Annotated in this window: 13 protein-coding genes; 10 read left to right on the top strand and 3 right to left on the bottom strand. The window is 54.9% G+C overall.

The window, feature by feature from the left end; all coding sequences use genetic code 11:
• Positions 1 to 13 precede the first annotated feature (13 nt).
• The gene (locus OSO_RS0131165) at positions 14 to 379 is read right to left on the bottom strand and encodes a DUF4404 family protein (RefSeq protein WP_010586835.1); all 366 of its coding nucleotides are present in this window, start codon (positions 377 to 379) and stop codon (positions 14 to 16) included.
• Between the two features lie 399 nt (positions 380 to 778).
• Here OSO_RS0131165 and OSO_RS0131155 point away from each other — a divergent pair, with 399 nt between their 5' ends.
• From OSO_RS0131155 to OSO_RS0131115, 8 genes are all read left to right on the top strand, one after another.
• On the top strand, positions 779 to 2,206 hold the full coding sequence (locus OSO_RS0131155) for a c-type cytochrome (RefSeq protein ID WP_010586834.1): 1,428 nt from the start codon (positions 779 to 781) through the stop codon (positions 2,204 to 2,206).
• Positions 2,207 to 2,290: 84 nt separating this feature from the next.
• The gene (locus OSO_RS0131150) at positions 2,291 to 3,406 is read left to right on the top strand and encodes a hypothetical protein (RefSeq protein ID WP_010586833.1); all 1,116 of its coding nucleotides are present in this window, start codon (positions 2,291 to 2,293) and stop codon (positions 3,404 to 3,406) included.
• Positions 3,407 to 3,467: 61 nt separating this feature from the next.
• Positions 3,468 to 3,779 (top strand): putative quinol monooxygenase, encoded by a 312-nt coding sequence (locus tag OSO_RS0131145; protein ID WP_010586832.1) that lies wholly within the window; start codon positions 3,468 to 3,470, stop codon positions 3,777 to 3,779.
• 360 nt (positions 3,780 to 4,139) lie between these two features.
• Entirely contained in the window at positions 4,140 to 4,493 is a 354-nt protein-coding gene (locus tag OSO_RS0131140) for a hypothetical protein (RefSeq protein WP_010586831.1), read from the top strand.
• Between the two features lie 298 nt (positions 4,494 to 4,791).
• Positions 4,792 to 5,682, top strand: coding sequence for an alpha/beta hydrolase (locus OSO_RS0131130; protein ID WP_010586830.1), 891 nt, complete (start codon positions 4,792 to 4,794; stop codon positions 5,680 to 5,682).
• 110 nt (positions 5,683 to 5,792) lie between these two features.
• On the top strand, positions 5,793 to 6,128 hold the full coding sequence (locus tag OSO_RS0131125) for a hypothetical protein (protein ID WP_010586829.1): 336 nt from the start codon (positions 5,793 to 5,795) through the stop codon (positions 6,126 to 6,128).
• 141 nt (positions 6,129 to 6,269) lie between these two features.
• Entirely contained in the window at positions 6,270 to 7,685 is a 1,416-nt protein-coding gene (locus OSO_RS0131120) for a magnesium chelatase ATPase subunit I (RefSeq protein ID WP_010586828.1), read from the top strand.
• Between the two features lie 22 nt (positions 7,686 to 7,707).
• A complete protein-coding gene (locus OSO_RS0131115) occupies positions 7,708 to 9,402 on the top strand; it encodes a VWA domain-containing protein (RefSeq protein ID WP_029247668.1) in 1,695 nt (564 codons plus the stop codon).
• A 183-nt stretch (positions 9,403 to 9,585) separates the two neighbouring features.
• On the opposite strand, the gene OSO_RS0131110 is transcribed toward OSO_RS0131115, so the two are convergent.
• Both OSO_RS0131110 and OSO_RS0131090 read right to left on the bottom strand, forming a co-directional pair.
• Positions 9,586 to 9,960: a response regulator gene (locus tag OSO_RS0131110; protein WP_010586826.1), complete on the bottom strand. Its 375-nt coding sequence runs from the start codon at positions 9,958 to 9,960 to the stop codon at positions 9,586 to 9,588.
• Between the two features lie 1,010 nt (positions 9,961 to 10,970).
• The gene (locus OSO_RS0131090) at positions 10,971 to 11,606 is read right to left on the bottom strand and encodes a hypothetical protein (protein WP_010586824.1); all 636 of its coding nucleotides are present in this window, start codon (positions 11,604 to 11,606) and stop codon (positions 10,971 to 10,973) included.
• A 1,164-nt stretch (positions 11,607 to 12,770) separates the two neighbouring features.
• Between OSO_RS0131090 and OSO_RS0131075 the strand changes: the two genes are divergently transcribed.
• Together OSO_RS0131075 and OSO_RS0131070 are read left to right on the top strand one after the other, a co-directional pair.
• Positions 12,771 to 13,109, top strand: coding sequence for a hypothetical protein (locus tag OSO_RS0131075; protein WP_010586821.1), 339 nt, complete (start codon positions 12,771 to 12,773; stop codon positions 13,107 to 13,109).
• A gap of 142 nt (positions 13,110 to 13,251) precedes the next feature.
• Positions 13,252 to 13,545, top strand: a complete 294-nt coding sequence (locus OSO_RS0131070) for an IS3 family transposase (RefSeq protein ID WP_010582138.1) — start codon at positions 13,252 to 13,254, stop codon at positions 13,543 to 13,545.
• Positions 13,546 to 13,625: the final 80 nt, after the last annotated feature.

Here is a 13,625-nt window from a genome sequence, read left to right as displayed (position 1 = left end):
AAGTTCCGAACCCCTAGATTCCAATGCTGGCCAGGGTATCCATGAAGCGATAGGCCAGACCGGTGGCAATGGGGGCTTCCGTCTCCGCCGTAATGGCCGCTTCTTTCAATCGTGTGCGAGCGGAATCGAAGGATTCCACCGACTGTTGTTCATCCAAAGCACGCGCGACGTCGCTGACGGCTTCTGCCAAGCGCGCAGTCTTTTCACTGCTCAGTCCCGTCGTACCGAGTTCTCGGCCAATTTCATCCAGCAAGCTGGCCAACGCCGTTTGGGCGTCGGGCGTCAAATGGCTGGCTTCCCGAAGTGACGCGGCAAGCTGTCGCAAATTGGCATGCGTCTGCGCTTCAAAGGTCATTTCCGCGGTCGACTGTACGGTCATGATTCGACTCCTCTCAGTAAAATTGATTCGAAGCGATAAAGACCTCCGGCACCGTTCGACGCTTCTGCGATGCGCCTCGCATTCCGTCAAGAGATGGTCGCACAATCAGTCTGTATGAGAGGCGGATGGGCGACGCTTGATGAGGGGAAAGCGTCTTCGGGACGTGCACACGGCATTATAGCAACTGTCGGACCGATTCACGCAAGCTTCAACATCTTGCCAACTGTGCTACAACATGAAAAAGAAGTTACCGTTCACGAGTCAGAGAGGGGCACCGATCCGATATTCATCGGCAACGGGTATCTCGGTTGCGAAAACCTCGCCTGGTATCACGCGTCTTCTGGGATGAAAATGCGTCAGCCCCCAACCCGTGAACGGTGACAAAAAAGGAGGCGCCCGATGTCTGAAGTTTTCCCCGTCAACGATTATGGCCCTATTATGCCGGGGTTGGTCATGGCGGGTGTTGCGATTGTCCATGTCTTTCTCGCCCAGTTTGCGGTGGGTGGCGGAATTTTGCTCTGCTATTTCCAGTGGCTGGCGATGACCGGACGCGAAATCCATGCCCGACCATTCGTCAAAGGCTATTTCAAGCTGCTAGTACTGATCAGCTTTGTGGTTGGTGCTCTGACGGGGGTTGGAATCTGGTTTACGGCGATTCAGGTCAGTCCCGCGACAATCGGTTCGATGGTCGACCACTTTCACTGGTTGTGGGCCACGGAATGGACATTCTTTTGCCTGGAAATCGTCGCGGGATACTGCTTCTATCGGTATCACCAGCGCCTGAACGATCGAGCAGCGATGACGCTACTCGCCATTTATGCATTTGCGTCGTGGGTCAGTCTGTTCGTGATCAACGGAATTCTGTCATGGCAGCTAACCCCCGGAAGATGGCTCGAATCACACCGGCTTTTCGATGGATTCTTCAATCCGAGTTTCTGGCCGAGCCTGTTTTTCCGCACCGTGGTCGCGATGACGCTGGCGGCGCTGGCGGCCTGCGTTGTGATTAATCTCATGAACTCGATCGATCGAGACGGTCGGCGCGCGCTCATCAATCGAGCCGCTCATTTGCTGGTGCCGATGGTCGCGATGCCAATCCTGGGAATTTGGTTCTTGGCGGTCATGCCCGAGGACAGTCGCAGTTGGGTTCTGGGCGGCAGTCCGGCGATGATGCTCTTTCTCAGTCTTTCGATCGCCTCGTCTTTGGCGATTGGCAGCTATGCGATTCTGGGCTTGGTGATTCAGCGACTGTACGTCAATGGGGCAACGGCGTCGTTGCTGTTGCTGCTGGCGTTCGGAGCGACCGCCGGGGGTGAGTTCGTTCGGGAAGGTTCACGCAAACCGTACTCGATTCGGCACGTCCTGTACTCCAATTCGATTCTGCCGGACGAAGTGGCTCATTTGCGCGAGGTGGGTTGTACAAGCAACGATCCTTATCCACTGCGCAATGACGCGGGCTACGCGAATGACCAGGTACGTCTGGGCGCGAAGGTGTTTCGCCGTCAATGCAGTGTCTGCCACACGATGCAGGGCACCAATGCCGTCGCTGAATTGACGGGGGCGTGGGACGCGAACCAGATGCGGATGAATTTCGCCAAATTGCAGCATACAAAACCATTCATGCCACCGTTTGCGGGGACCGCTCGTGAATTGGAGTCACTGGTTCAGTTTGTGCGCTGGACCAGTCGGAACGACCGCTCGAGTCGAGACTGGGAACTTAGCGAGAATCCGGAAACGCTGGCTCAGATTGAGGTGTGGTTGAACGAGGCGGGGACGGCTCCGGGGGACTTCAAGCAAAATCACCGCCGTGGTGTCAGCCGTGGACATTAATTGCGGGTTTGTGGTGCGAGTCCTTCTTTTACTGGTGAATCAACACGCGGGCGACGACGCTGACGCACTTTCTGGGCCTGACGAATGACTGCGATCTTTCCCTTTGGTTTCTCATATCCGACCGCGTTCTATTTGACGCTGTACGTCTTGACGTTTGTACTGCACCAGGCCTTCATGCACTATGTGTTGGCAGGATGCTTGTATGTGACCTGGTCGACAATCTTTCCTGGATTGATCGTGCGGCCGCGTGCGGCACAGCCTTTGGCAGCGACGCTACGGGACTGGATGCCGTTTATGCTAAGTGCCGCGATTACCGCCGGTGTCGCGCCGTTGCTCTTCATACAGATCGTCTATCAAAGTCACTTCTACACGGCCAATTTGCTGTTGTGGTGGAGGTGGATGATTGTCATTCCTGTTCTGATCACCGCGTTCTATCTGCTGTACTTGATCAAAAGCGCCTGGCTTTGGAATCGAGTCTACAGTCTTCGAGTTGCTGTCGTGGTCGCGACTTCGCTCTGCTTTGTCTTCGTCGGATTCTGCTGGACCGCCAATCATCTGATCGCATGTCACGGCGAACGCTGGGCCGAGATCTATGCGACGGGGCATCTGCCTTTGACGGCATCAATTGTGATTCCGCGGATGCTGGTCTGGATCGGTGGTTCGTTTGCAACGATGGCCGCATCGGTTGGGTGGCAGATCTGGCGGCAAGAGGAACGGATCGATCAGAATCCGGATCGCGAGCCAGAGTCCTATGGAGAATTTCCGAGTTCTGTCCGCACGCTCGTACGCCTGGCAGGCGGAGGAATGTCGGTTGCGTTGGTCGCCGGAATCGTGACTCTGATACAGTGTGACGATGCCGCGCGCAGCCTGATCTTCGGGGCGTTGGGCTTACCCTATTTGTTGTTGGTCATTCTCGGTGTCATCACCCAGGCGCTTGGATGGGCTCAGCAATGGCGGGCACGGCAGTTCTGCTCGTTTGGAATGTGGGCGGTGTCGATCGGCTGTCTCGCGAGTCTGCTGGGTGTCTCCGTGATTCGTGAGGGGCTTCGATTGGGGGCGATCGACATTACCAGCCTGGCACCGCGGCATGCGGAAGCTTCCACCGTCGGAGGGTTCGGAGTATTTTTGGTGGCAACGGTAATCGTCGTGGCGGCGATTGCCTGGTGCATTCGAACGGTCCAGCGGGGCATGGTTCGTTGAGGTCTTCCTGCGATGGAACCGGGCTCCGAAGAAATCTTCCCTTGTAAGAATTGAGCAATCCATGATTCATGTGCTGGCCCTGATCGAAACGACGCCCGGTCACCGTGAAGATTTTTTAAAGGAATTCGCTCAAGTCACCGTTCCGGTGCGAAAAGAGAATGGCTGCATTGAGTATGGAGCCGCCGTCGATGCCGTCACCGATTTGCCGGTTCAGCAGTCACTGGGAGCGAACTTTGTGATGATCGTGGAAAAGTGGGAAAGCCTGGCGCACCTGAAAGCGCATCTTGTCGCTCCCCATATGGCCGATTATCGCATCCGGATTAAACCGTTCGTCCAGTCCGTCCGATTACAAGTACTCGAACCGCGTGCATAGCGAGCAGGGGGGGATGATGGTGTTGACGACGCCGTGACCAACCCCGTTCCTGTTGTTTCAGTCGGCGTTCAGGTTGTGTGCTCAGGCGTGCGAGCGGAGGCGAATGGTCCGTCAAATTCACAACCTTTTGTGAGACTGAATCTCAACTCTGACGCTCCTATCTTCGGTCAGCCGTAACATGCTTGACGACCGTCCAGCAATCTGCGAACGATCGATGTTCAGGCCGATTTACGGAGTTGACACTTGGTGGACTGACGTCTCTAATCGTCGTTGGAGGTAGGGCTTGCGGCAGGACCCTCGGGTCGCATCGTTTTGGGCTCTATTGTGACGGCAATGTCTTTACAGGTGAGGAGTGAGTTCATGCGGATGAGTTGGACTTGGATTGCGTGCGGCGTAGCTCTGGCGGCCGCCAACGTGTGCTTGGCACCGACAGCTGACGCTCGGCCCAATTACAACAAAGAGTTCTGGGAAGCTTACCCAGCACTTCTCAAGGCCCATGCCGACACGAAGTGCGATGCTTGCCACGGTAAGGAAAAGAAAGTTCGCAACGATTACGGCAAGGCCTTCGGCGAAGCTCTTGGCGGTGAAAAAGAAAAGGACGTTGAAAAGATCAAGGCCGCCATCAAGACTGCAGAATCCAAGGCCAGCTCGGTCGAAGGCAAGACCTTCGGCGATCTGATCAAGGACGACAAGCTGCCCGGCAAGGCTCCCTGATCGAAGAATCGCTTTGAATCCATTCTGAGCTTGATACGATGAAGACGAAGCCCGATTCTCCGAATCGGGCTTCGTTCATTCCACCTCCGACGAGTTTCCGCGTTCGTTCCGTCTTCGTTTCACCGCGACTCGAAGAGGAACGCGCTCTTTTCAACCACCAAAACGTCCAATCGACTCTCTTTGGACGTCACGCACGTCACCGCCATCCGATTCGCAATAACTCCCGAATCGACAAACCACACCACAGATCCGAACCACACCACAGATCCGAACCGCACGCAATCAGAGGAATCGCTCGATGCAGGAAAGTAACTCGTGGTTCCGCGTTCTCCTGGCCGTGTCTATCGTCCTGGCCAGTTCCGGCGGGTGGGCGAATGAAAAAATCATGCTTTGGCCCAGCGGTGCCCCCGGTGCGGTTGGAAACGCAGAAACGGATCAGCCCAACCTCACTCTGTACGCTCCTCCTGCGGACCAGTTGAATGGGACGGCGATCGTGGTCTGTCCTGGCGGCGGCTACCAACACCTCGCGGTGGGGCATGAAGGCGAAGAAATCGGGCAATGGCTCAACTCGCTCGGCGTGACGGCATTCGTCTTACGCTACCGTCTGGCACCCGCCTATAAGCATCCAACTCCGATGCTCGACGTTCAACGCGCGTTGCGAACGGTTCGCAGTCGAGCGGCGGAATGGAAACTCGATCCTCAGAAAATTGGCGTCCTCGGCTTTTCCGCTGGTGGTCATCTCGCCTCCACGGCGGCAACACACTTCGACGGAGGTGATGTGGCGGCGGCCGATCCGATTGATCGCGTCAGTTGTCGTCCCGATTTCGCGGTGCTGTGTTATCCGGTGATCACGTTCCAGGACGACGTCGTCACACATCGCGGTTCGCGAAAGAACCTGCTGGGGGAACAGCCCGATCCGCAACTGGTCGCATTGCTCTCGAATGACACGCAGGTGACCGATCAGACTCCTCCGGTCTTCTTGTGGCATACGACGGAAGACAAGGGCGTCAAGCCTGAGAATAGCGTGCGATTCTATCTTGCCTGTGTGAAGGCCGGTGTTCCCGTCGAATTGCACCTGTACGAGAAAGGTCCCCACGGCATTGGGCTGGCAAAAAAGCATCGCGGCACGGACCAATGGCCCGTCGCGTGCGCCGGATGGCTAAAATTGCATGGCTGGCTGAGCCCGTGACCGTATAATGCGCAGGAGCCGGGTTTCTTCGTCCGCATGATGCACGGCGAGGGGTACGTCACAAGACACCTTGAGACCCCGCGACCAGCTCTTCCAGCGCAAGGCGACCGATGCACGTTGAACATCCAACTTCGAATCCGATTTCGGCGGCAACGCCCCCACTGCGCGAAACAGAAGTCACTACGGAGGCGGGGCCTACCAATCCGAAGGGACGACGGCGAAGGACCTGGATTCGTTTTTTTGCCGACATCGTGCTGTATCTGTTGATCTACGTCGTCATCGCGGGAGTTTCCATCGGTCCCTTGTTCTGGATCTGGTATGGCGCGGTTTATGCCAATGGTCCCAAGTGGTTTGCCCGACTCTATCTGCCGCTCGCGCTCCTGTGCGAGATCTGTCCGCCGCTGGGCTGGTTGGTCAATGCCTGGATAAATTGGTGGATTCTGTAACGGTTTCTCGTCGTCACGGCGATTGTTCATTCGACCGGCCGGTCTATACTTTCTGCGTCACCGCGGATTGATGTTTCATCCGACTGACGGACGCGGGACGGACCTCTTTTTCATTCACGGCCGATCGTTTACGGGATATCCATGTCGCATCACAGCCGACCGTCAAATCTGCGAGAACTGCGAGAAAGTGGCTGGGTTTCAAGAACCGTCAAAGAGGAAATTCGCAGCAACTTTTTAAAAGCCCTCTCCAGCAGCGAGCCACTGTTTCCAGGGATCGTGGGCTATGAAAACACCGTGATTCCCGAGATCAACATCGCGTTGATTGCGGGCCACGATATGCTGTTCCTGGGCGAGAAAGGGCAGGGGAAAAGCCGTCTGATGCGGACGCTGGTCCGCTTTCTGGACGATGCGATTCCTTATATCGCCCACCCCGAAGCACCTCTGCATGACGATCCCTACAATCCCATCACAAGCGTTTGCCGCGACTTGGTGGCGAATGTTCCGCCCGAAGATGTTCCCATCGGTTGGTGGGCACGCGACGATCGCTATGTCGAGCGTCTGGCGCCGGGAACCAAGTTTGCCGACATTATTGGGGAAATCGATCCCGCCAAGCTCGCGGGCGGTACCAGCATGTCCGCCGAATCGGCGTTGCATTTCGGCTTGATTCCACGCATGCACCGCGGGATTTTTGCCATGAACGAACTTCCGGAGCTCGACGAACTCGTTCAGGTCGGCATGTTCAACATCCTTGAGGAACGCGATGTCCAGATTCGTGGCTATCCAATCCGTTTCGACATCGATGTCCTGATTCTCTTTTCCGCCAATCCGGCGACCTACAACCGCAGCGGAAAAGTGATTCCGCAGTTGAAAGACCGTATCGGGTCGGTCATCCATACGCACTACCCCGAAGACCGCGATCTCGGGATCGAAATCATGGAGCAAGAGACTGACATCGATCTGGGCGAACCGTTCCCCGTGATCGTGCCTCGTTTTATGAAAGAAATCATCGAAGAACTGAGCGTTGTCGCGCGTCGATCCAAATACATTGATCAGCAGTCAGGGGTCAGTGCGCGGTTTAGCATTGCGAACTATGGCACCATGATCGCCAGTGCCCGTCAGCGTGGGGCTCGTTTGGGTGAACGTCCCTCCGTTCCCCGAATCAGCGATCTGGGGCACCTTTATTCGTCGTCACTAGGGAAGCTGGAGCTGGATCTGATGGGCAGCCATCAGATGAGCGAACGGCAGATTTTGGATTCGCTGATTGCCGAAGCGATTCGCAATGTCTTTGAAGAGTATGTCGACAAACATGGCATGGACGAGATTGCGCAGATCTTCAGTCAGGGTGTGAAGATTGAAGTGGGTGACATGCTGCCGTCGTCGCACTATTCCGATCGCTTGAAACGCGTGCCACCGGCCTGGGACAAGGCGTTCGAAGTCAACGCGTCCAGTGACCCATCGGTGCGTGCGTCGTGCGTCGAGTTCGTTCTGGCCGGGCTCTATTCGAAAGAAAAAATCTCGCGCAGCCAGGCACGCGGTCAAATCCGGTATGAAACCTGAAAAGTCGAAAGAGGCTCGTCCGATGAGCAGCCAGCATCTGGGTGGCGTGATCCACACCTATCAACGGTACGATCCGTCAAGAATTCCCGGCCCTACCGTACCGCCGCCCGACCTGACATCGGCCGCGTTCGAGCACATGCTGGAATACGGCAGCCTGCGTGAGCTGACCGACGAAGAGCTCGCGCGGGCCGTTAAGCTCGATATCCGACAAATCGCGGGGCTGGGGCCCAGCCTTGAGTCCCTGCAGAAGATGCTGCAGGAACGAAAGCGAAAGATCCTGGAAACCTGGGAAACGAAAAAGGTTGTCGAAGAGGTCAAGCGGCAATATCTGAAACAGGCAGGCAAGACAACCCCTCCCGATGAACTGAAGTCCGCCTTTCAGAACGCCGTCGACGAAGAGCAAATTCGCGACCTCGAACGTCTGTGGTATCGCGCGGGAGACGACCGTTCCCGATTTGCCCGGCAACTGGTGCAACTGGTTGATCGACTTGGCGACAAGTACCAGATTGACGAACTCGCCTCGAAATACGAATTCACCGGTCGGAAACCGCTCGACGTCGATCAGGCCCTTGCGGTCAAAGAAGAACTGGAAACGATCGATCGACTGTTGAGGCAGTTGGAAGAAGCCAAGAAGTCGGCTCAGATTGCCTTGATCGATTTGTCGGAACTCAGTCAGTTCGCTGACAGCGAACAGATGGACGAATTGTCGCAGTTGCAACAGCAGGTGTCGGAACTCGTCCGTCAGATGGCGGAACAGCAGGGCCTTGAAAAGACGAGCAAAGGCTATCAACTGACGCCTCAAGCGTATCGCATCTTTCAGGGAAAGCTGCTGGAACAGATCTTCAGCCAGCTCCAGGAATCGCGAACGGGCCGCCACTTGGGGCCGATTCAAGGTGAAGGGGCGGTCGAGCTGCCAGTGACCAAACAGTACGAGTTTGGTGATTCTGTCTCGCAGATGGATATTCCACAGTCGCTGATCAATGCCATGATTCGTGACCCGGCCCGTCCCTTGCGGTTGAGGTCAGATGACATCGTGATTCATAAGACGCGCAACAATCCCAAGTGTGCGACGGCCGTCTTGATGGATATGAGCGGCTCGATGCGGCACGGCGGCCAGTACATCAACGTCAAACGGATGGCGTTGGCACTTGATGGACTGATTCGGCGCGAGTTTCCCGGAGACTTCCTGCAATTCATTGAAATGGCCAGCTTCGCGAAACCGCGGCATTTCAGCGAAGTCGCGTCGCTACTGCCGAAGGTCGTCACGATCTTCGATCCGGTCGTGCGCTTGCGGGCCGACATGAGCCGTGAGGATATCACCGAGTCGGACATTCCTCCGCACTTCACGAACATTCAGCATGCGCTGCAGCTTGGACGGCAATATCTGTCGACTCGCGATACGCCGAATCGACAAATCGTTCTGATCACCGATGGCTTGCCGACAGCGCACTTTGAAGGACCGTTCCTGTATCTGCTTTACCCGTCCGACCCGAAGACGGAAGCGGCCACGATGCGTGAGGCGATGTTGTGTCATCGCGAGGGGATCGTGATCAACATCTTCCTGCTGCAAAGCTGGTCTCAATCGCACGAAGACATTCGGTTTGCGCATCGCCTCGCCGAAACCACCAACGGCCGCGTCTTCTTCACCGCCGGCAGAGACCTCGATCGGTTCGTCGTCTGGGACTACGTCAACCGCCGCAAATCGATTATTGGATAGCGGCGTGTTCACGTTCATGCATCGGTGGCAGGTTTCCAAAGTGATTCCGCCGCCGCGAATCAAGTCAGCGTAAGGCTCGCATCAGTCGTCTCAGTGAACCTCGCGCGACGTTTCAGCTCAGATTAGTCCGTGCTGCTGGCAGGGGCATCTCATCGAACCTGCGGATTACTCGCCGTGCCAATTTCAAACGGTGCTGCACAGGACCTCTTCGATCGCATCAAGTAGCTTTGTTGCGTCGAATGGCTTGGCAAGGGTTGAGCAAGCACCGAAGTCGATCATCGCATCAAGGAAATTGGGCAATCCGACGCCACTACCCCCGCTCATTGCAATCACTTTCGTGCGAGATTTCCGACGGCGAAGTTCGAGAATGACCTCAAGTCCATTATTGTCGGGCATAAACACGTCGCACAAAATGAGGTCGTAGTTTTTCTGTTGGCAATACCTCAACGCTTCGCTTCCATTCGTAGTGCAATCCGTTGTGTAGCCCGCGCTCTCGAGCACGATTCGAAGGCACGACAGGATCTGAATGTCATCGTCAATAACTAAGATAGATGTCATTCATTCGCATTCTGTGGAGTGGTGATGAAACAATTGGCGTTGAATCCGTGTCGATTCAAAATTGCCAAGACATCCTAAACTCCAAGGTCACTGTCCTCGTTGTTCAGACATGCTGCTTGCAGGACGGCACTCTCGAAGAAATGTTCACAAAGCAGGTCCGCTTCATCTTCAATCGAAAGACTATGAAGGGAGCTTGCGTCGGGGATTTCCTGATAGAAAGGGAGAATTCCTGAGACTCATCCGTTGGAGCTTCATTTATCCGGGGCTCCAGCAGCGTGGTGCATCTCAGACGTCGCTCCAACGTTTGAATAAAAAGTGTGTTCGTTGACGCGTGTGATACCCAATAGAATTCGGGCAGACTCCCTACCTCTTTGGGGACAACTATGGCGTTGACTTCCAGCAGTAATCGCTTTTCAGATGGTTCCCATGCGCCACTACGCCAAGATCCTCGGTTCTGTTACCCAGCATCACGCGAACGTCTCGTTTGCCAATTGCACGAAGACCGCTTTTATGACAACTGGCCCGGATTCTGGAATATCTCGCATGCTTACCATTTCGGTTCTGTTCTCGTGGCGTGCAAATCGACCTCTTGTGTTGGCGACGTTGCACTTCACGACCAGATGGAAGTTTTGATGCCGGTTCAATCTCGTTGAACATCTCGAAAGCCCTCGAAGGACCGATGAACGACGACGTCACGCGGACCAAATGATGGATAATGAATCTGGTAATTTTGGGCGGAGCATGCCATTGCGCGGTTCTGCAAAAATCACCGTTTTATATCGCCGAAGATTTACACCAAACGTGCCCTGATGTTTATTAGGACTGGATGGCGAGTTAACCCTCACCATCGACGTTTCACCTTCAACGAACTGGCCTTCGTTGGAGGTTTTTGTGTTGGTTTGGACTGCAGAAAACGAGAGATACCGAATCGTTTCGATTGCGAATTATTTGGGTATTGTGGGTTCATACCTCGAATTCGCTCGCATTCGTCGTTTTCGCGGCGTGAGTGATTATTCGCTTGTCTTGAAAAACTTTGGATAACCGTTGAGTTGAATTCGGTCTGCGGCGTAGTAAAAGCCAAAACAGGCTTCGCAGAAGGCATGGCTAGAATTCACGGGATATCGTTCAACCCAATCGGGGACCCAATCCCAAGTCGAGAGGTTTTCAGGTCGCTGGATTCGCCGGCAATGAACACATTGAACGATCAATCCGTGCGTGTTGCGGTAACGCTCGTCCGCTGCCGCGAGTTCGACCTGCTGATGTACCTGGGAATGGATGATCAGAAATCCCTTCAGGCCTAGCGGATAAGCGATCATCAGAAATTCGCGGAACTGTTGCTTGGAAGAGCATTCATAACGGTGCTGCCACGGGCGACCAGTGGCGAGGCACTTTGCGAAATTCTTGTCGTAAAAAGGTCGCAGGGTGTCCCCAATCGCATCCTGGATCGAGTCTCCCACGGACCAGTTTGTATCGATACTCTCATCACCTCCGTTTTGGGATGAGAACTGCCGCCACGCCTGATTGACATACGTCAATCGCCAGTCTGACCGCATCGCGTAGATTGTATCCGTTGACGTGTGCAACGTCGGCATTCGAAACGAGCGCAGGAGCGACTCAATCTCGGGGTCTTGAATCAGAAGCGTCATCGCACGGTCCCAGTGAAGATGCTCGGACCTATACAGGTTCCGGCCGCAAGCGAGTGCGGGGCAAGTATCGCCATTGCTGGGGCGCTTGCAAGGCCGTTTTAGGGGGCGTTTTAGGGGGCGTTCGCGCCTGTGCTTGACGTAGCAAAACGCCAATGTCAGGCAGTCTTAACTCGGCTTGCTGGATTTTGCTCTCATCGACACTTCGAACTGCCGGACGCGGATTTCGGTGGGAATAGGGGGGCGCGACATCGTAACGACTGGCAATTGCTCGAACGAATTTTTAAGGACGGCATGCAAAGGACCGCCGTCGGTACGAACTTCATAACTGTCGTGGGGCACGTGACGAATTGGCCAAGCAATTAAGGCATTCATTCACCATTGCCAGCTCTTTCGCGTTTGACGGGCCGCGCATCGAATTAATGCGGGTATCGCTGTAAAGACTGCTCCGCTCCGCTGCGATGAGAAATCTGAGTGATTCATTCGACAGTGTGCCGACACTCGAATGTGTTGTTCGAAAGTCGTCGATCTCCTTCAACGTCACACGCTCGTTCCGACAATCATTTCCGTTGATTGAGCTAATCATTGGATTGGGCCCTCGAAAGTCTGGACGCATTGGTAGACGGGGTATATCTTTGTGGTGCAATTTCATGCAGACACTACGGGTTTAATCGGTGATTCGCCATAATTACTCGCGAAATATTGAGCACGCGCGAATGATCCCAAGATTTACGTGGAACGTCGCTTTTGCGGCGTGGTGATGCACGTCCAGCAATTTCGTTGGGGAAAAGTATCAAAGTAACACGCCTCCATCCCAAAAAGCGTAATTACCTCTGCTTCATCTGACGTCAACGGCGACAGCGGCATTTCGGCCGCATCGACGACATGAAAGATTTCGTCCTCAATACTCCACCGCGATTCGAGATTTCGATTCACTGCCAAATCGCATTCGCAGCTTCTTAAATTTCCACCGTCAAATACGACAAGAGCGAAGCGCGATGTCCAACTAGCCATAAATTGACACTCGCGATTTTCGCGGGCGGCGAACGCTCGAATCACGCTCGAGATTTGGCATACTCAATCGCGATTATGAGACCGCGGGACAGAGCGATTTGACCATGCGCGCTCGTTCGCCGCGGCCCGGTCATCGTGTGTGCGGAAGGTCACATGGACAAATCGAACTTCACCAAGGCAGAGCGTCAGCAGATGCGGGATCTGGCCGGCCGTGCTTGGGACAATGAACTCTCACAAGAGTTATCCATGCTCGAAGCAGCCTTCGCCGAATGGCGAGCGGGAACATGCTCGGCGCATGACTTGAACGATCGGATCCACAAGTTTCACAATGGTCCGTCGCGGGAACTCTACAATTGTTATATGGGCTGTTGCGATTGGTTCATGGTGGCACGCGCTGTGAGATTGGGGCTGCTGTCGAAGACGGACCTCCCAGCGAATCTTCTGGCGAAGTTACTCCCGTCGATAGAGTTCGACGTCGACCGAACTTCGTAGAGCGAAGTGTCGTCTGACAGACCGCCATGACCGTTGCAACTGAAGTGGACCCCGTTTTTCGGACCAGCGTCTTAGATAGAAAGCGGAGTTTGGATCGAGGATTGTTGAGGCATCGTGTCGAGCAATTGAGCGGGAGACAACCGTGCCTCGGAGCAGACGTAAATTCGACGGACCATTTAAGGCGAAAGTTGCCTTGGATGCGATTCGTGGATTGAAGACGACGAGCGAATTGGTATCGATTCATAAAGTTCATGCGACGCAGATTGCACTTTGGAAAAAGCAGCTGTTGGAAGGAGCGATTTCGATTTTCGAGAGTCCTTCAGCGAGCAAGGCCACCACCGACGAACCGAGTTCCGCAGAGCTCTATGAACAAATCGGTCGACTGAAGGTTGAGCTCGATTGGCTCAAAAAAAAAGTGGCCGAGCACGGTGGCTGAACGTCGGTCTTGGATTGATCCGAGCGATCGCTTCGTGAGCATTCGTCGGCAGTGCGCGCTGCTGGGCCTGCATCGCTCGA

The organism is Schlesneria paludicola DSM 18645, assembly GCF_000255655.1.
GTDB lineage: Bacteria > Planctomycetota > Planctomycetia > Planctomycetales > Planctomycetaceae > Schlesneria > Schlesneria paludicola.
This window is presented reverse-complemented; position numbering and strand designations above follow the sequence as displayed.

Excerpts from the sequence above, each read along its gene's own strand:
- OSO_RS0131165 (WP_010586835.1), bottom strand. The coding sequence starts at position 379 with ATGACCGTACAGTCGACCGCGGAAATGACCTTTGAAGCGCAGACGCAT.
- OSO_RS0131155 (WP_010586834.1), top strand. The coding sequence starts at position 779 with ATGTCTGAAGTTTTCCCCGTCAACGATTATGGCCCTATTATGCCGGGG.
- OSO_RS0131150 (WP_010586833.1), top strand. The coding sequence starts at position 2,291 with ATGACTGCGATCTTTCCCTTTGGTTTCTCATATCCGACCGCGTTCTAT.
- OSO_RS0131145 (WP_010586832.1), top strand. The coding sequence starts at position 3,468 with ATGATTCATGTGCTGGCCCTGATCGAAACGACGCCCGGTCACCGTGAA.
- OSO_RS0131140 (WP_010586831.1), top strand. The coding sequence starts at position 4,140 with ATGCGGATGAGTTGGACTTGGATTGCGTGCGGCGTAGCTCTGGCGGCC.
- OSO_RS0131130 (WP_010586830.1), top strand. The coding sequence starts at position 4,792 with ATGCAGGAAAGTAACTCGTGGTTCCGCGTTCTCCTGGCCGTGTCTATC.
- OSO_RS0131125 (WP_010586829.1), top strand. The coding sequence starts at position 5,793 with ATGCACGTTGAACATCCAACTTCGAATCCGATTTCGGCGGCAACGCCC.
- OSO_RS0131120 (WP_010586828.1), top strand. The coding sequence starts at position 6,270 with ATGTCGCATCACAGCCGACCGTCAAATCTGCGAGAACTGCGAGAAAGT.
- OSO_RS0131115 (WP_029247668.1), top strand. The coding sequence starts at position 7,708 with ATGAGCAGCCAGCATCTGGGTGGCGTGATCCACACCTATCAACGGTAC.
- OSO_RS0131110 (WP_010586826.1), bottom strand. The coding sequence starts at position 9,960 with ATGACATCTATCTTAGTTATTGACGATGACATTCAGATCCTGTCGTGC.
- OSO_RS0131090 (WP_010586824.1), bottom strand. The coding sequence starts at position 11,606 with ATGACGCTTCTGATTCAAGACCCCGAGATTGAGTCGCTCCTGCGCTCG.
- OSO_RS0131075 (WP_010586821.1), top strand. The coding sequence starts at position 12,771 with ATGGACAAATCGAACTTCACCAAGGCAGAGCGTCAGCAGATGCGGGAT.